Genomic DNA, 17437 nt, shown 5'->3' with positions numbered 1-17437 from the left:
GGAGAGTCCACATGCACCAACGCATATTCCGCGCCACTGCGCTGGCCATCGCAGTCACTGGCTTGGCCGGCTGCGTCAACACCGCGACACCGCTGTCGAAAAACTTCGATCAAGCCGATCAATACAAAGTGCGTTCCGCCCAGCACTGGAATGTCATCAGCGCCGATGTGATGAACCGCACCCTCGCGGCCCTGCAAGCCGCTGGCGCCACCGCAGGCGCGCCGGTTTACGTGGCCACGCCCGAGAACGCCGGCACGTTCGAGACCGCCTTCCGCGACATGATTACCACCCGCCTGGTCGAAGGCGGCGCCTCGGTGCAGGCTCACCCCGTGCCCGGGCAGTACACCGTCGTCTATCACACCCAGGTGGTGCGCCATGCCTCCAACATGGGCTACTACAACGGTGGGCGCGACTTCCAGAACCTGGGCGACGGCGTAACCGTGCGCTACGGCCAGCACAACGTCGAAGCCGTCCCCGCCTACGGCCCTGTCAGCACCTACTCGGGCCAGACCGGCACGGAGATGGTGCTGACCACCGCCGTGCTGCATCAGGACAGATTCCTCTCGCGCACGACCGACGTGTACTACCTTGAAAACGTCGATGCCGGCCTGTTCCAGAGCAGCTTCAAAAACATCAAGATGAAAGTGGTGAACCAATGAAATTCCCGATTCTCGCTACCTCCCTGCTCGTAGCCGCCACGCTGGCCGGTTGCGCAAGCCGCAGCGACAACGCCGTGCGCGTGGAGCCGACTTACCAGGAAGCTGCCGCCAACGCCTTTTTGAGCACCAACCAGGAGGCCGCCCTCAAGCTCATCGCCGGTTACCAGACCGATGCCTTCAAGAACAGCCCGCTGCTGGTGGCCACCATCGTGGACGTGAACGACACGCGCGTTTCCGCCCCGCTGGGCCGCACGCTCTCGGAGCAATACGCCTCCACCCTCGCCAATGCGGGGCTGAACGTGCATGAAATCAAGCTGCGCGGCAACGTGTTCGTGCAAGAAGGCACGGGTGAGCTGCTGCTCTCGCGCGAAATCCAGGACATCGCCAAGAGCCAGAACGCAGGCGTGGTGCTGGTGGGCACCTACTCGGCCGCTGCGCGCTTCACCTACGTGAGCCTCAAGCTCGTGCGCACGGAAGACAGCCGCATCGTCAGCGCCTACGACTACTCGCTGCCCAACAACCGCGACGTGCGCCGCCTGCTGCAAAAATAAGCCGCCTGCCGCGCCTTGATCGCCGCCCGTCCACGCGCCAGCGCCTTGCCGCCCTGGCGCGTTTTTCATGGGCCAAACCTGGCAGAGCCAAGCCAGCGCGCGCGACATAATGCGCGGCTTGGGCGCCCTTTTCCCCCTCCCCTTTTTTGTCTTTCCCGGAGCAACCGCCATGCTGGTGCAACTGATTTTTGCGAGCCAGGCACGCCAAAGCTGTGCCGCCACCATCCAAGCCATCCTGGCGCAAGGGCGCGCGCGCAATGCCCAACGCGGCATCACCGGCGTGCTGTGCCACGGCTATGGCGTGTATATCCAGGCGATGGAGGGCGAGCGCAGCGCCGTCAACGACAGCTATGCCCAGGTGCTGCGCGATGAGCGCCACGAAGGCGTGCAACTGCTGCACTTTGCCGAGATCGACGAGCGCCGCTTTGCCAACTGGGCCTTGGGCCAGGTCAAGCTCGAGGCGCTCACGCCCTCCTGGGTGCTCAAGTACGCCGAGCGCCTGCCGTTGACGCCCCAGCAGTTCAACGCCCGCTCCGTGCAGGCCATGATGCTGGATTTGGTGGCCACCGGCTCCGTTGCGCACCAATAAGCGGGAAATTCACATCAAAGTAAAAACAACTTTATACATAGCATGCCAAAACAAGGCAATTTTATTTCCTTTTGATTTGCGATAAAAGGCCATGAACCGCTCTCCCACCCCTGCCGACGCGCCCGGCAAGCATGCGGGCGACCATCCCCCCATCCGCATCGGCCTGGTATCCACCAGCGACCGCGCCAGCGCAGGCGCTTACCAGGACGAGGGCATCCCCGCCCTCAAAGCCTGGCTGCTGGCCGCCGTGCTCAACCCCATCGAGTTTGTCGAGCGCCTCATCCCCGACGAGCAGGCGCTGATCGAACAGACCCTCATCGAGCTGGTGGACGAGGCCGCCTGCGATTTGGTGCTGACCACCGGTGGCACCGGCCCCGCCCCGCGCGATGTCACGCCCGATGCCACCCTGGCCGTGGCGCACCGCGTCATGCCCGGCTTTGGCGAGCAAATGCGCCAAATCAGCCTGCACTTCGTGCCCACGGCCATCCTCTCGCGCCAGGTGGGCGTCACGCGCGGCAAAACCCTCATCCTCAACCTGCCCGGCCGCCCGCGCGCCATTGCCGAAACGTTGGGCGGCCTCAAAGACAAAACCACCGGCGCCACCATCGCCCACGGCATCTTCGCCGCCGTGCCCATGTGCCTGGATTTGCTGGGCGCGCCCCGGGTGGAAACCCGCCCCGAAATCTGCGCTGCCTTCCGGCCCAAGGCTTGAGAACCTGTTGAAAATCCCTGCGCGGTGAGAGTCTGGGCCAAGCCCTTTTCCTTGCCCCGATCTCCAGCCCCTTCCCTGTTCGCCCGCTTGCCATGCCCGCCACGCTCCGCCCCTCCCATCGCGCCGCCATGCTCTGGCCTCTGCCTCTGCTGCTCAGCCTCGGGGCAGGGCCGATCACCGCCGCCCCTGCTGATCAAGCGCCCGCGCACGCCACTGCAGCGCCCGCACCCCAAGTCAGCCAGGCCAGCCAGCCCGACGCCATCACCCCTGATGGCGGGCGCTATTTCGGCCCACTGCGCAACGGCTTGATGCATGGGCAAGGCCGCATGGAATGGCCCAATGGGCGGCGCTACGTTGGCGGCTTTGAAAACGGCCTGTTCTCCGGCCAAGGCCAGATGCAATCGCCCGATGGCAGCGAGCATCAGGGCCAATACCGCGCAGGCGTTGCGCACGGCATGGGCCGCCTGCGTTTTCCCAACGGCGACATTTACACCGGCCCGTTTGCGGGTGACTTGCCCGACGGTCAGGGCAAGCTGGAGGTGCAAGAGCTGGGCACCTTCACCGGCTCTTTTCAAAAAGGGCAGCTCCAGGGCGTCATGGCCCTGGCCCATGTGAGCGGCATCCGCTACGAAGGCCAAATGGAAGATGGCACCTTCTCCGGCCCCGGCCGCATCACCTTGCCCGATGGCACCGTGATTGAAGGCGAGCTGGAGGGCGATGCCATCCACGGCGAAGGCAGCGTGCGCTACCCCGACGGCAATCACTACAGCGGTGAGTTGCTCCACAGCGAACCCCACGGCAAAGGCCGCATGCGCTACGCCAACGGCGATGAGTACCGGGGTGAATTCCTCGGCGGCATGCCCTTTGGCGAAGGCACCATGCGCTACGCCAAACGCCAGGCCGATGGGCGCCGCACCGTCAAAGGCCACTGGGTGGCAGGTCGTTTGCAGCAAGAGCCGTCCAAAGCCCCCGCCCCATCCCAATCCAGCCTGCTGGCCAAGCTGCGCGCAGCCAGCGACACTGCCCCCGATACGCCTGCGCAATGGCAGGCCAACGTCGAGACGGCGCTCTACAACCAAAACACCTTGCTGGCGCGCACGTTTACCCAGCTCCGGCCGCACACCCCCGGCCAAAGCGATTTGTATGCCCTGCTCGTTGCAGGCGATGGCACGCAAGAGGTCTTTCGGCGCGAAGTCACGCAAGTGCACCGCTTGCTGGATCGCCAATACGCCACCCAGGGCCGCTCCATCGCCCTCATCAACAGCCGCACCGGCGTCGAGCGCGCACCGCTGGCCACCCAGCACAGCCTGCGCGCCAGCCTCAGCGCGCTGGCCAAGGTGATGGACCCCGCCGAAGACGTGCTGCTGCTGTTTCTCACCAGCCACGGCAGCCCCGAGCATGCGCTCAGCCTGCAAATGCGCGGCATGGAGCTGCGCGATCTGCCCGCGCAAACGCTGGCGCAAATCCTGCGCGAATCGGGCATCCAGCGGCGCATCGTCGTTGTCTCGGCCTGTTATTCCGGCGGCTTCATCGAGCCGCTCAAGGACGAGCACACCCTCATCATCACCGCCGCGCGCGCCGACCGCACCTCCTTTGGCTGCGCCGACGACAACGACTTCACCTACTTCGGCCGCGCCTTCTTCGGGCAAGCCCTGGCCCAGCCCGGCGCCACGCTCAGCACCGCATTCGCCCACGCCAGCGCCCTGGTACGGCAATGGGAAGGCGAGCACGACCACGCCCAAGCGCCAACCCAAACCCAGGCGAGCCACGCCACTCAAACGCAGCGCTCAACGCAGTACTCCGAGCCGCAAATGCACGGCACACCGGCATGGATAGCCTGGCTGGATCAGCAATGGCTGCGCTGGGGGCAGGCGCACAACACAACCCAAAGCAAAACGCCTTTGAACGGGCGCTAAGACGCCCGCTTTTGCCCAATAAGCCAGGTGATATATTCGCGGCTTTGCCCGCCACGGGCAGGCTTTCCAAGACTCTCCGAAACGGGCATTTTGTGAATACCAAGGGCTTCGCCTCCATCCCAGCCACCCCACGCTTTGTCAACCTCTGCTCAGGGGTTCGCAGGCGGGCGGTATCGGCGGCGGCGCTGGCTAGCCTGGCGTGGTTGGCCCAGCCGCTGACCGCCTATGGCGACGAGGCCCCGGCGCGCGGCGCGGCCCCCTTGCAGCCCAGCGCCTTGCTGCAAGAAGCCATCCCCGCACAACAGGCGGCCAAGCGCCCGATCTTTCTCAGCGGCGACAGCATTGAGGGCCAGCAAACGGCCAGCGAAGCCGACGCCACCGCTGCCGACGCCCACATCCGCATCCAGGGCAATGCCCGCCTGCGCCGCGCCAACACGCTCATCCAGGCCGATGCACTGCAATACCACCCCGCCAGCCGCACCGCCACCGCCAGCGGCCATGTGCATATCGACAATGCAGGCGATGTGTACCAAGGCGAACATCTGGAGCTGGAGCTGGACACCTACGCCGGGCATTTCCAGCCAGTCAATTACCGCCTGCTGCGCAACCAAGCCCACGGCCAGGCCAAGCGCGTGGACTTCATCGACCGCGACCGCTACGTGGTGCACGAAGGCGACTACACCACCTGCCCGCGCATCGAGCACGACCCCGACTGGCGGCCCGCCTGGCAATTGCGCGCACGCAAATTGACCATCGACCGCGCGGCCGATGTCGGCATCGTGCACGGGGCCGTGCTGGACTTCATGGGCGTGCCCATCCTGCCCCTGCCGTATCTGGATTTCCCGCTCTCGGGCCAGCGCAAAAGCGGCCTGCTGCCGCCCACGCTGGGGCTGGACAGCACCTCCGGCCTGCAATACGCCCAGCCCTATTACTGGAACATCGCGCCCAACCGCGATGCCACGCTGACGGGCGCGCTGATGTCCAAGCGCGGGATTTCGCTGGGCGGGCAGTTCCGTTATCTGGAGCCAGGCTACAGCGGCGAAGTGGCCGCGCAATGGATGCCCAGCGACCGGCTGCGCGACCGCCAGCGCTGGAGCGCCGCCGCGCGCCACCAGCAGGTGCTGGCCTCGCCCGTGGGCGATGTGCGCCTGGAGCTGGATGCCCGGCGCGTCAGCGACGCCAACTACTGGCGCGACTTCCCCCGCAGCGGCTACAACCTGAACGAACGCCTGCTGCGCAGCGAGCTGGGCGCAACCTGGCAAGGCGGTCGCCAAAAAGACCTGACAGTGCTGCTGCGCGCGCGCAAATGGCAAACCTTGCAGGATGTGGACTCCGTCATCCTCCCGCCCTACGACATGCTGCCCCAACTCCATGTGCGCTACACCCCCTGGGAGATTGGCGCGGGGCTGGATTTCAGCCTGGAGCTCGACAGCACGCGTTTTCGCGCCGACAAAGCCTTTGCCGCCCAGCTCACCGACGGCCAGCGCAGCTACGCGCAAGCCAAGCTCAGCCGTCCCTTCATCGCACCGCAAGGTTTTCTCACCCCGGCGCTGCAATTGCACGCCAGCCATTACCGGCTGGATTCCCCCCTGGCCGGACGGCAAAGCCGCAGCCTGGCGCTGCCTACCCTCAGCCTTGATAGCGGCCTGGTGTTCGAGCGCCCCACTACCCTGCGCAACCGTGCCTTGCTGCAAACGCTGGAGCCGCGCGCCTTCTACACCTACACGCCCTACCGCGACCAAAGCATGCTGCCGATGTACGACTCGGCCGGGCTGGATTTCACCTTCGCCAGCATCTTTGCGCCCAATTCCTTCGTCGGCCACGACCGCATCGCCGACAACCACCTGCTCACGGCAGGCCTGACCTCGCGCCTGCTTGATGCCGACAGCGGTGCCGAACTGCTGCGCGCCAGCTTTGCCCAGCGGCTGCGCTTTGCCGATCAGCGCGTCACCGCCCCAGGCGTGCCCGGGCAGGACAAAGGCTGGTCGGATGTGCTCCTGGGCGCCAACGTGAACTGGTCCCCGCGCTGGGCCAGCAGCGGCGTCATCCAATACAATTACGACCAGCGGCACACCGCGCGCTACACCCTCACCGGCCACTACAAACCCGGCCAATACCGCGTGCTCAGCGCCGGCTACCGCATGAAGCACAACGCCAGCAAGCAAATCGAGCTGGGCTGGCAATGGCCTTTGAATGCTGGCTCGGCCAGCCCCGCCGCCCTGGCCGCCAACGGCGCCCTGCGCCCCGAACTGGCCCGCAACCAGGGCCGCTGGTACACCGTGGGGCGGCTCAACTACAGCCTGCAAGACAAAAAGCTGGTCGATACCGTCATCGGCCTGGAATACAGCAGTTGCTGCTGGGCCGGGCGCATCGTGCTCGAACGCCTGCAAAACAGCGCCCGCACCGCCAACACCCGCGTGCTGTTCCAGCTGGAGCTGGCCGGGCTGTCCCGCATCAACATCGGCTCCAACCCGCTGGCCTCGCTGCGCACCCACGTGCCTTATTACGAGGACATTCACACCCCAGTCGCCCCGCCGGGCAGCCGCTTCACCCAATACGATTAACGCCTGTGTCCATGCCTGTGCTGGCGGCCATTGCTCCCCCGCCATGCGAACAGGCGGCCCTCGTACACACGCACACCCCGACAACACCACGTCAACGATGGATGGTTTCCAAATGAACACCTCCCCCCTGCCCTCCCTCCCCCAGCGCTGCCTGCGCGCGGCTCTTTCCGCCAGCCTGGGCTTGGCGCTGGCAGCCCACCTGCCCAGCCAGGCGCAAGGCCTGCGCTTGCCTGGCACAGGCTCAGGCTTGCAGCTCGGCGGCATGGAACACGCTGGCAGCGCCCCTAGCCAGCGCGCCCAGCCCCCTGGCGGCCCAGCCACTGAAAAAACCACCGGAAAAACCACCAACCAAAAACCAGCCCAAGCCAAGCCCGCCAAATCCGGCCAGGCCCCTTACGCCAACGACCTGCGCGACGCCGCCAGCAACGCCCAAGCCTCCTCGCGCACCGCAGCGGCTGGCGCCAGCAGCCGCCAGGCCGACTACATCGTGGCGCTGGTCAACTCCGTGCCCATCACCCACGTCGAGCTGCAAAGCCGCATGGAAAACGCCAACGCCATGCTGGCCCAGCAAGGCCAAAGCATCAGCCAGGCTCGGCTGCGCCAGGAAGTGCTGGATCTGCTCATCGCCGAGCAACTGCAACTGCAAGAGGCCAAAGACCTCAAGCTCAGCGTGGACGACTTCACCTTGGAGCAAGCCGAGCGCAGCGTGGCCGAGCAAAACGGCGTCAGCGTCACCGCCATGTACCAGGAGCTGGCCGCAGGCGGCATTGGGCGCGATCAATTTCGCAACCAATTGCGCAACCAGCTCACCCTCATGCGCGTGCGCGAGCGCGCCGTCGAATCGCGCGTGCGCGTCAGCGACCAGGAGCTGGATCGCTACCTGCGCGAACACCCGCAAGAGCTAGGCCAGCGCGTGCCCGATGCCATCAACCTCGGTCACATCCTCGTCGTTGTGCCCGAGCGCGCTTCGCCCGCGCAAGAAGCCGAACTGAAAAAACGCATCGAATCTGCCCAAGCCCAACTGGCCCAAGGCCGCAGCCTGGCCGACGTGGCGCGCGACTTCTCCGACGCCAGCGAAGCTCGCCACGGCGGCGAGCTGGGCCTGCGCCCCGTCACGCACTACCCCGATTTATTCCTCCAGGCCATCCAGGGCCAGCCCGTTGGCGCCATCGTCGGCCCCATCCGCTCGCCTGCGGGCTACCACCTGCTGCAAGTGCTTGAGCACCAAAGCGGCGGCGCCGACATGGTGGTGCGCAACCATGCCCGCCACATCCTCATCAAACCCAGCTCCGGCCGCTCCGCGCAAGAAGCGGGCGAGCTGCTGATGGAAATCCGCCAGCGCGTTGAAAACGGCGAAGACTTCGCTGACCTGGCCCGCCAATACTCGCAAGACGGCAGCGCCAGCCAGGGCGGCGACCTCGGCTGGGCTGGCCCCGGCCTGTTCGTGCCCGAATTCCAGGAAGCCATCGACGAGCTGCGTCCCGGCGACATCAGCCGCCCCATCGTCTCGCGCTACGGCCTGCACCTGATCCAACTGCTCGATCGCCGCCAGGACAAAATCACCCAGCGCGAACAACGCGAATTGGTGCGCGGCCAGGCGCGTGAAGAAAAAGTGCAAAAAGAGTACATCCGCTGGATTGAAGGCCTGCGCGCCCGCGCCTTCATCGAAATGCGCGATGGCAGCGCAGGAGATTGAACAGAGCGCGGTGCGAGGATGTTGACGGCACACCACCCTAAGTCCGGTTTGGGCATGCTCGCCCAAACCACTTGCAGCAAGCCGTCTTGCGGCTGATCTGCCCCGTTGCGACGTGCAAGGGGGCATACAAATGGGCCGCGAAATCTACCAATCAAAGTAAAACCGTATCGATATTTATATCGCCAAAACAAGCAAATTTTATTTCCTATGAATTGGAAATTTGGTTGAGCGCCTGGCGCCTGTAAGTATTAATCCTGTTTCCGTATTTCACGCTTGGCTATAGCGTCTCCATGCTTTGCATGTCTGTCGATGCTTACTCAGTTTGGAGCGTGTTATGCCAATACTCACGCAAGCTCACAACCACCCTCGCCCGCAATCATCCGGCTTTACGTTGATAGAGCTTTTGGTGGTCATCGCCATCGTGGCCATCCTGGCTGGCCTTGCAGTCCCCAGTTTCAACCCACTCATAGAGCGCTGGCGGGTGCTTGGCAGCGTCAGTGCATTTGAATCCTCCATCTACCTGGCCCGCTCCGAAGCCATTAAACGCGGCGGCTCCGTGGTGATGCGCAAACTGCCCAAAAATCGCCAATGCACGTTGGCAAGCACCAATCAAGAGTGGGGATGCGGCTGGGAAGTGTTTGTGGATAGCAATCGCAACAACAGGCGAGATACAAGCGATTTGCTGCTGCAAACAATCGCCCCGCAAAACGCAACCAACGTCATGTTGCCTGGCAATCGCGGGGGACAACTCACGTTCGACCGCTGGGGGCAAATCAACGGGTTGAGCGCTGGGCGCATCGTTATTTCGCCAGAGCCAGCAGGCGCCTCCTCACCCGCAACCAAAGCCTTGTGCATCAGCTCTGGCGGTCGCATCAGAATCGTGGATGGGGAAGTTTGCTAAAGCCAACCTATTCACAAGGCGCGCAAGGCTTCAGCCATGGCAAGCAAATGGGCAGCAGGCCCCATTGAACCTCCCGGCGCATAAAGAGGGCTTGCTACAATCGCGCCCTTTCTCATGCGCCACCTTGCTCAGGCAGGCGTGGTGCGTGCGGGATTTTGCCTTCCGCACACTCACCAACGATTACCTATGGCTAAAGAAGAATTGATTGAAATGCAGGGTTCAGTTACGGAAGTGCTGCCCGATTCGCGCTTTCGCGTCACGCTGGACAACGGGCATGAACTCGTAGCCTACACCGGCGGAAAAATGCGCAAGCACCACATTCGCATCCTCGCAGGCGATAAAGTCACGCTGGAGATGTCTCCCTACGATTTGAGCAAGGGTCGCATCATCTTCCGCCATTTGCCAGGCCGCGGCGGCCCTGCCTCTTAAGCCGTATCCACAATCGCCCTTGTATCAATCTGTGCTACAGTGCGCCGCATGCAAAAAATCTCCCTAGCGCTACTAGTTTTCGTCCAACGGGCGGGATAGGTTGCGCGCGTTTTTTTGCACACACTCATACCTTACGGCCCGTTTTGCTGGTGTAGCAACGGGCCGTTTTGTTTTGTCTTCCATCCATTGCCACCAGCCTTCCTTTGACTTGACAGGAGCCACCATGATGTTGAAGAACCCCGCCAGCAAATACCAAGCTTTCAAGCCTATTCACTTGAAAGACCGCACCTGGCCCGATGCCGTGATTACCAAACCGCCTGTATGGTGCAGCGTGGATTTGCGCGATGGCAACCAATCACTGATTGAGCCGATGGATCTGGAGCGCAAATTGCGCATGTTCAAAACTTTGGTAGCCATTGGCTTCAAGGAAATTGAAATTGGCTTCCCTTCCGCCTCGCAAGTGGAATTTGATTTTGTCCGGAAACTGATTGACGACAAACTGATTCCCGAAGATGTCACCGTCCAAGTACTGACGCAAGCGCGCGAGCATTTGATTCGCCGCACATTTGAAGCGCTGCAAGGCGTGCCGCGCGCCATCGTGCATCTTTATAACGCCACGGCGCCAGTAATGCGCAAAGTGGTTCTGGGCATGAGTGAGGACGAAATTGTGGAATTGGCCGCATCCAATGCCCGCTTGTTTGCCGAGTTGGCTGCGCAGCAACCTGATACGAAATGGACGTTCCAATATTCGCCCGAAATGTATTCCGATACCGAGTTGGAATTCAGCAAGCGCGTGGTCGATGCCGTGACCGATGTGTGGCAGCCCACGCCTGACAACAAATGCATTATCAATTTGCCCACCACGGTGGAGCACAGCACGCCCAATATTTTCGCCGACATGATTGAATGGTCGCACCGCCATCTGAAACGGCGCGACTCCATTGTGCTGAGCGTTCACCCGCACAACGACCGTGGCACCGGCACGGCCAGCGCGGAACTGGCTTTGATGGCGGGGGCTGACCGTCTGGAAGGCTGCCTTTTTGGCAATGGCGAACGCACGGGCAATCTCGATATCGTCAATGTCGCGCTCAATATGTATACCCAGGGTGTGCATCCTGGGCTGGATTTTTCGGATATCGATGATATTCGGCGCACAGTGGAATACTGCAACCAATTGCCCGTGCATCCTCGCCATCCTTATGTGGGTGAATTGGTCTTCACGTCGTTTTCCGGCTCGCACCAGGATGCCATTAAAAAGGCATTCAATATGCGCCAGGAGGATGAGATTTGGGATATGCCCTATTTGCCCATTGACCCAAAAGATGTGGGGCGCAGTTATGAGGCGGTGATTCGTGTGAATAGCCAATCGGGCAAAGGCGGCATTTCCTACCTGCTCGAAAATGAATACAAAGTCGCCCTGCCCCGCAAATTGCAAATCGAGTTCAGCCAAGTGGTGCAAAAGGCCATGGATGCCGAGGGCACGGAAATGACGGCTGCCGATATTTGGGCCATTTTCAAAAGCGAATACCGCCTGGATGAATCGGCCCCCAGTTATCAGCTCGGCGGGGACGGTGCAGCGACTTCCATTACAGCCAGCATCCGGAAAAATGGTGTTGCCACGCAGATTCACGGACAAGGCTCCGGGCCGGTGGACGCCTTTATCCAAGCCATGCGGCAGGCCACGGGCTGCGATGTGCGCGTGCTCGATTACGCCGAACACGCCATTGGCGCAGGGGCGGATGCGCAGGCGATGGCCTATGTGGAGGTGGAAGTGGGCGAGCAGCGCTGCTGGGGCGCGGCGCAAAACCCGAATATCGTTTCGGCCTCGATTGCAGCCATCCTCTCGGGCATGGAGCGCGCGGGCGTGGATTTGACGCAATTGCGCGCTGCTGAAGCGGTGGCCGCCTAAGCGTTAAGGCATTAGCGCCAATGACAATGCGCCCGGCCTGCAGGCCGGGCGCATTTTTTTGGGCGGCACATCGACAATCCTTGAATTACAAATCAAAATATTTTCCAAACTAGACACACTATGCCGAAACAGGCATTTTTTATTGTCTTTGATTTGTAATTTTGAATCAGAAAGTGTGAAGCAGGCCGATACGCCGGATTCTGTGCATGGCAAAACTGCCATGTGACCGCCATCAATCTGGGCCGGTGGTCGCCCAACCGGCTCGGTGCTACCTACCCGCATGCTCGCCGGAGCCAGTTCATTGCATGCCTATTTGGTATTGCTGCGCGTAGAGATTGCCCGTTTCACCCGCAGTGCCCGAAGGCGCTGCGACTCGTCTCTGTTGCTCTAATCCTCACCTCGCGGTGGGCAGGTGTTACCTGCTACGCTGCCCTGTGCAGTCCGGACGTTCCTCCAGTGCGGTGTTTCCACGCTTGCACCAGCGGCGGCCTGGCCTGCTTCACGGCGCGCATTATCGCCGCTGGCACGGCCCCCATTGGGCGGCAATTGGGCGAAAAAAGGCTTTGCTGCTGCCGTTTTTTCCTCCACCATACAGCAGCAGCCGTTCACGCAAAGCGGTTGGCGTGGGCGTATAGCGTGCAACGTTGCTCTCGCATGAAGCCCGCCAGGCCCACATTCAATCGCACCGCCAGATCGATCGCCAACGCAGTGGGCGCGGACAAGGCCACGAGCACATCAATGCCTGCTGCGGCCGATTTCTGCACCATCTCAAAACTGGCGCGGCTGGAGACCAAGGCCATGCCTTCGCGCACGGGCAAATCCTCGCGCCGGATGAGCGCGCCAATGAGCTTATCCAGCGCGTTGTGTCGTCCCACATCTTCACGCACCAAATGGAGCCGCCCATCGCGCGTGGCCCAGCCTGCGGCGTGGGTGGCGCCCGTTTCCTCAAACAGCCACTGCTGCGCCCGCATGGCCTGCTGGGCTTGAAAAAGCGCAGGCACCTTCACAGGCGCGCCCGCTGCCACAGGGGCGATGTCGCGCACGACTTCGGGCAGTGAATCGACCCCGCACAGGCCGCAGCCAGTACGCCCGGTCAACGCACGACGGCGCTGCTTGAGGCGGTATTCGCATGCGCTGGAGATTTCGATGGCCACCACAATCCCGCCATGCTCCGGCACGGGTTGCACTTCCACACCGCGCACATCTTGCGCGCTGGCGATGATGCCTTCGGTGAAAGAAAAGCCGTAGGCGAAATCCTCCAGATCCGCAGGCGTTGCCAGCATGGTGGCGTGGCTGATGCCGTTGTATTCCAGCGCCACAGGCACTTCGCTGGCCTGGATATCGCGTTCATGCAAGCGCCCATCCTGTCCAGCGGCCACGCGCACCACCGTGCGGGGCTGGCTGCGCGGGGGCGTCTGGCGATCGTTTGCATCAGCCATGTGCGGTGCGAAGTGTGGTGCGAAAGGTGGCGGAAATGAGGGGCGAGCGACTCATGCCTGCAATGCCGGCCCGGATGATGGGGTGATGCGGCGGGGTTGCCAGATGGCAAAAACAGGCATTAGAACAGCAATTTTACAAACCAATAGGAAAATAAATAAACCTTTTACGGCTTGTTATTGTGTAAGTAATTTTTCTTTTGATTGGCAATTTGCGACAAATGGCACGAATGGCAAAAACGGGGCATCTTTTGCCATGAAAACCCCGGACGTGCGCCTCATGCGACACACGTCCTGGGGACTGGCCTCAGCAGCCAAGGCATTTAGCGCTTCTGCGGCGGCAGGTCGGTACAACTGCCGTGGGCCACTTCAGCAGCCATGCCGATGCTTTCGCCCAGCGTGGGGTGGGGGTGGATGGTTTTGCCGATGTCGATGGCGTCGGCGCCCATTTCGATGGCCAGGGCGATTTCGCCGATCATGTCGCCCGCGTGCGTGCCGACGATGCCGCCGCCCACGATCTGGTGGGTGGCTTCGTCAAACAGCAGCTTGGTAAAGCCTTCGTCGCGACCGTTGGCAATGGCGCGGCCGGAGGCGCTCCAGGGGAACAGGCCTTTTTTCACCTTCACGCCCTGGGCCTTGGCCTGGTCTTCGGTCAGGCCGACCCAGGCGACTTCGGGGTCGGTGTAGGCCACGCTGGGGATGACTCGGGCGTTAAAGGCGGCGCGGGCCAGCTTTTCGTCGCCCTTGAGTTCACCGGCGATGACTTCGGCGGCCACGTGCGCCTCGTGCACGGCCTTGTGCGCCAGCATGGGCTGGCCGACGATGTCGCCAATGGCGAAGATGTGCGGCGCGTTGGTGCGCATTTGCACGTCCACAGGGATGAAACCGCGCTCGGTGACGGCCACGCCGGCGTTTTCGGCGCTGATTTTCTTGCCGTTGGGGCTGCGGCCCACGGCTTGCAGCACCAAATCGTAGGTTTGCGGGGGCGGCGCGCCTTCGCCCTCAAACGTGACTTCGATGCCCGCATCGGTGGCGCGGGCGGCCACAGTTTTTGTGCCCAGCATGATGTGGTCAAAGCGCGGGGCGTTCATCTTCTGCCAGACCTTGACCAGGTCGCGGTCGGCGCCTTGCATCAGGCCGTCCATCATTTCCACCACGTCAAGCCGTGCGCCCAGCGTGCTGTAGACGGTGCCCATCTCCAGCCCGATGATGCCGCCGCCCAGCACCAGCATGCGTTTGGGCACGCCCTTGAGGGCCAGCGCGCCGGTGGAATCGACCACGCGCGGGTCTTCGGGCATGAAGGGCAGGCGCACGGCCTGGCTGCCTGCGGCGATGATGGCGCGCTGGAACTGCACCACTTGCTTGCCGCCGGTTTTCTCCTGGCCGCTGCCGCTGGTTTCTTCCACCTGCACATGGTTGGTGCCGACGAAGCTGCCGTAGCCGCGCAGCACTTTCACCTTGCGCATCTTGGCCATGGCCCCCAGGCCGCCGGTGAGCTTGGCGATGACTTTTTCCTTGTGGGCGCGCAGTTTGTCGATGTCGAGTTTGGGCGCGCCGTAGTCCACGCCCAGCGCGGCCAGGTGGCCCACTTCGTCCATCACGGCGGCCACGTGCAGCAGCGCCTTGGAGGGGATGCAGCCCACGTTCAGGCACACGCCGCCCAGCGTGGCGTAGCGCTCGACCAGCACCACGTTCAGGCCCAGATCGGCAGCGCGGAAGGCCGCGCTGTAGCCGCCGGGGCCGCCGCCGAGCACGAGCACGTCGCATTGCACATCGGCGCTGCCTTGGTAGCTGGCGGCCTGGGGGGCGCTGGCAGCGGGAGCGGCCGGTGTGGCTGCCGCACTGGCAGGGGCGGCAGCGGGGGAAGGCGCTGGCGCACCTGCGCTGGCCCCGGCTTCGGCCGCCTCCAGCGTCAGGATGACCGTGCCTTCGCTGACCTTGTCGCCCAGCTGGACTTTCAGCTCTTTGACCACGCCCGCATGGCTGGAGGGAATCTCCATACTGGCCTTGTCGCTTTCCACAGTGATAAGGCTTTGCTCGGCAGCCACGGTATCGCCGGGCTTGACCAGCACTTCAATCACCGCCACGTCTTTGAAGTCGCCGATGTCGGGGACTTTGATGTCGATTGCACTCATGGTTTGCCTCCTTTTGCCTGCAACGGCAAAAAAATCGCGTCATTCAAGAAAATTCAAAAAAACCGTCCCTTGCATGCATGCCATTGCACGCGCCTGTCAAACAGCAATAATTTCCAAATCAAAGGAAATCCATACTCAACAAAATAAAGCCATATATAGGAAATTTAATTTCCTTTTGATTTGAAAATGCAAAAGACCAGCCCGCTGCAAACCGTAAGGCCAGGCAGCGGGCAGGCGCCTTGGAGGCTTACAGCATCACCCGGCGGAAATCCGCCAGCACCTGCGCCAGATAGGCGTTAAAGCGCGCGGCGGCCGCGCCGTCAATAACGCGGTGGTCGTAGCTCAGCGACAGCGGCAGGATCAGGCGCGGCACGAATTGCTTGCCGTCCCACACCGGGCGCATGCTTGAGCGGCACACGCCCAAAATGGCCACTTCGGGCGCATTGATGATGGGCGTGAAGTAGGTGCCGCCAATGCCGCCCAGGCTGCTGATGGTGAAGCAGCCACCAGTCATCTCGGCGGGGCCGAGCTTGCCCGCACGGGCCTTGGCGGAGAGTTCGCCCATTTCTAGCGCGATCTCGGCCACGCCTTTCTGGTCGGCATTCTTGAGCACGGGGACCACCAGGCCGTTAGGCGTATCGGCGGCAAAGCCGATGTGGTAGTACTTTTTGTAGACGAGGTTGTCACCGTCCAGGCTGGCGTTGAACTCGGGGAATTTCTTCAACGCCGCCACGCAGGCTTTGATGAGGAAGGCCAGCATGGTGTATTTCACCTCGCTCTTGGCCTTGGCGGCCTCGGCGTTGAGCTGCACGCGCAGGGCTTCCAGCTCGGTGATGTCGGCATCTTCGTTGTTGGTGACATGGGGAATCATCACCCAATTGCGCGCCAGGTTGGCGCCGCTGATTTTCTTGATGCGCGAGAGCGGCTTGGCCTCGACAGGGCCGAACTTGGCGAAGTCCACCTTGGGCCAGGGCAGCAGATCCAGCCCCACGCCCGAGCCTCCTGCCCCGCCACCCGCAGGCGCGCGAGCCGCCTGGGCCTGGGTTTGCAGATGGCCGGACATGACGGCCTGGGTGAATTTCTGCACGTCCTCTTGCGTGATGCGGCCTTTGCGGCCGCTGCCTTTGACTTCGGCCAGCGGCACGCCCAGCTCGCGCGCGAATTTGCGCACGCTGGGGCTGGCATGGGGCAGGCCCAGTGGGGGTTGGGTGGGGTCGTGAGCGGGGGCGGTGGTGGCCGGGGCCTGGACTGGCGCGGGAGCAGCAACGGCCCCCGCAGGCGCTGCGGCAGGGGCAGCAACCGATGCGGCAGGCGCAGCAGCGGCAGCGCCTGCCGCGCCGCCCGCACCTTCGAGCACGGCGATGAGGTCGCCAATGTTGACCTTGTCGCCCAGCTTGACTTTGACCTCCTTGACTGTGCCTGAGGCGCTGGAGGGGATTTCCATCGACGCTTTGTCGCTCTCAACGGTAATGAGCGACTGCTCGGCTTTGACTGCATCGCCGGGCTTGATGAAGACTTCGATGACCGCCACATCCTTGAAATCGCCAATATCGGGGACGCGCACTTCCACCGGGCCAGCCGCCGCAGCCGGGGCGCTGGCGGGTGCCGCTTGGGCAGCAGCCTGTGCAGGCGCTGTGGCCTCCACCTGTGCGGGCGCGGGCGATGCAGCGGCTTCAACCGCGCCTTCGGCTTCAAGTTGCAAAACGACGGAGCCTTCGCTGACCTTGTCGCCCAGCTTGACCAGCACCGCTTTCACCACTCCGGCATGGCTGGAGGGGATTTCCATCGATGCCTTGTCGCTTTCCACGGTGATAAGCGATTGCTCGGCCTTGACCGTATCGCCTTCTTTCACCAGCACTTCGATCACCGCGACGTTGTCGAAATCGCCAATGTCGGGCACTTTCACGTCTATCAGAGCCATGTGTGTTCTCCTTGTTTCT

Annotated in this window: 13 protein-coding genes and 1 other RNA gene; 10 read left to right on the top strand and 4 right to left on the bottom strand. The window is 62.8% G+C overall.

The genetic code is table 11. From position 1 onward, the window contains the following. Positions 1–11: 11 nt before the first annotated feature. The 10 genes from EBQ26_RS02235 (at position 12) to leuA (ending at position 11926) form a co-directional block, all read left to right on the top strand. Positions 12–659, top strand: coding sequence for a hypothetical protein (locus tag EBQ26_RS02235; RefSeq protein ID WP_122237397.1), 648 nt, complete (start codon positions 12–14; stop codon positions 657–659). Beyond that, positions 656–1210 carry a FlgO family outer membrane protein gene (locus EBQ26_RS02230; protein WP_122237396.1) on the top strand — a complete coding sequence of 185 codons (555 nt, stop codon included), beginning with the start codon at positions 656–658 and terminating at the stop codon, positions 1208–1210. Before EBQ26_RS02235 ends, EBQ26_RS02230 begins: the two co-directional genes overlap by 4 nt. Positions 1211–1379: 169 nt before the next feature. Next, positions 1380–1799: a BLUF domain-containing protein gene (locus EBQ26_RS02225; RefSeq protein ID WP_122237494.1), complete on the top strand. Its 420-nt coding sequence runs from the start codon at positions 1380–1382 to the stop codon at positions 1797–1799. A 91-nt stretch (positions 1800–1890) separates the two neighbouring features. Further along, positions 1891–2511: a molybdopterin adenylyltransferase gene (gene mog, locus EBQ26_RS02220; protein ID WP_122237395.1), complete on the top strand. Its 621-nt coding sequence runs from the start codon at positions 1891–1893 to the stop codon at positions 2509–2511. Positions 2512–2603: 92 nt separating this feature from the next. Further along, entirely contained in the window at positions 2604–4427 is a 1824-nt protein-coding gene (locus EBQ26_RS02215) for a C13 family peptidase (RefSeq protein WP_122237394.1), read from the top strand. A 92-nt stretch (positions 4428–4519) separates the two neighbouring features. Further along, entirely contained in the window at positions 4520–6991 is a 2472-nt protein-coding gene (locus EBQ26_RS02210; protein ID WP_238944086.1) for an LPS-assembly protein LptD, read from the top strand. A gap of 112 nt (positions 6992–7103) precedes the next feature. Next, positions 7104–8687, top strand: coding sequence for a peptidylprolyl isomerase (locus EBQ26_RS02205; RefSeq protein ID WP_238944085.1), 1584 nt, complete (start codon positions 7104–7106; stop codon positions 8685–8687). A gap of 334 nt (positions 8688–9021) precedes the next feature. After that, entirely contained in the window at positions 9022–9588 is a 567-nt protein-coding gene (locus EBQ26_RS02200) for a GspH/FimT family pseudopilin (protein ID WP_122237391.1), read from the top strand. 186 nt (positions 9589–9774) lie between these two features. After that, positions 9775–10017: a translation initiation factor IF-1 gene (infA, locus tag EBQ26_RS02195; RefSeq protein ID WP_122237390.1), complete on the top strand. Its 243-nt coding sequence runs from the start codon at positions 9775–9777 to the stop codon at positions 10015–10017. 226 nt (positions 10018–10243) lie between these two features. Beyond that, a complete protein-coding gene (gene leuA / locus EBQ26_RS02190) occupies positions 10244–11926 on the top strand; it encodes a 2-isopropylmalate synthase (RefSeq protein WP_122237493.1) in 1683 nt (560 codons plus the stop codon). A gap of 173 nt (positions 11927–12099) precedes the next feature. On the opposite strand, the gene rnpB is transcribed toward leuA, so the two are convergent. The 4 genes from rnpB to aceF all read right to left on the bottom strand — a co-directional run bounded on the left by rnpB (position 12100) and on the right by aceF (position 17418). Next, positions 12100–12427: RNase P RNA component class A (gene rnpB, locus EBQ26_RS02185), an RNA gene on the bottom strand. 104 nt (positions 12428–12531) lie between these two features. Next, the gene (gene fdhD / locus EBQ26_RS02180) at positions 12532–13365 is read right to left on the bottom strand and encodes a formate dehydrogenase accessory sulfurtransferase FdhD (protein ID WP_122237389.1); all 834 of its coding nucleotides are present in this window, start codon (positions 13363–13365) and stop codon (positions 12532–12534) included. A 320-nt stretch (positions 13366–13685) separates the two neighbouring features. Next, positions 13686–15497, bottom strand: coding sequence for a dihydrolipoyl dehydrogenase (gene lpdA / locus EBQ26_RS02175; protein ID WP_122237388.1), 1812 nt, complete (start codon positions 15495–15497; stop codon positions 13686–13688). 247 nt (positions 15498–15744) lie between these two features. Beyond that, complete coding sequence (gene aceF / locus EBQ26_RS02170) at positions 15745–17418, bottom strand: dihydrolipoyllysine-residue acetyltransferase (protein WP_122237387.1); 1674 nt, start codon at positions 17416–17418, stop codon at positions 15745–15747. Positions 17419–17437: the final 19 nt, after the last annotated feature.

The organism is Allofranklinella schreckenbergeri (assembly GCF_003703475.1).
GTDB lineage: Bacteria > Pseudomonadota > Gammaproteobacteria > Burkholderiales > Burkholderiaceae_C > Lampropedia > Lampropedia schreckenbergeri.
The sequence above is the reverse complement of the archived record's forward strand: the minus strand, read 5'-3'. Positions and strand labels throughout refer to the sequence as shown.

Excerpts from the sequence above, each read along its gene's own strand:
- EBQ26_RS02200 (WP_122237391.1), top strand. The coding sequence starts at position 9,022 with ATGCCAATACTCACGCAAGCTCACAACCACCCTCGCCCGCAATCATCC.
- lpdA (WP_122237388.1), bottom strand. The coding sequence starts at position 15,497 with ATGAGTGCAATCGACATCAAAGTCCCCGACATCGGCGACTTCAAAGAC.
- EBQ26_RS02215 (WP_122237394.1), top strand. The coding sequence starts at position 2,604 with ATGCCCGCCACGCTCCGCCCCTCCCATCGCGCCGCCATGCTCTGGCCT.
- fdhD (WP_122237389.1), bottom strand. The coding sequence starts at position 13,365 with ATGGCTGATGCAAACGATCGCCAGACGCCCCCGCGCAGCCAGCCCCGC.
- mog (WP_122237395.1), top strand. The coding sequence starts at position 1,891 with ATGAACCGCTCTCCCACCCCTGCCGACGCGCCCGGCAAGCATGCGGGC.
- aceF (WP_122237387.1), bottom strand. The coding sequence starts at position 17,418 with ATGGCTCTGATAGACGTGAAAGTGCCCGACATTGGCGATTTCGACAAC.
- EBQ26_RS02235 (WP_122237397.1), top strand. The coding sequence starts at position 12 with ATGCACCAACGCATATTCCGCGCCACTGCGCTGGCCATCGCAGTCACT.
- leuA (WP_122237493.1), top strand. The coding sequence starts at position 10,244 with ATGTTGAAGAACCCCGCCAGCAAATACCAAGCTTTCAAGCCTATTCAC.
- EBQ26_RS02225 (WP_122237494.1), top strand. The coding sequence starts at position 1,380 with ATGCTGGTGCAACTGATTTTTGCGAGCCAGGCACGCCAAAGCTGTGCC.
- EBQ26_RS02205 (WP_238944085.1), top strand. The coding sequence starts at position 7,104 with ATGAACACCTCCCCCCTGCCCTCCCTCCCCCAGCGCTGCCTGCGCGCG.
- EBQ26_RS02230 (WP_122237396.1), top strand. The coding sequence starts at position 656 with ATGAAATTCCCGATTCTCGCTACCTCCCTGCTCGTAGCCGCCACGCTG.
- infA (WP_122237390.1), top strand. The coding sequence starts at position 9,775 with ATGGCTAAAGAAGAATTGATTGAAATGCAGGGTTCAGTTACGGAAGTG.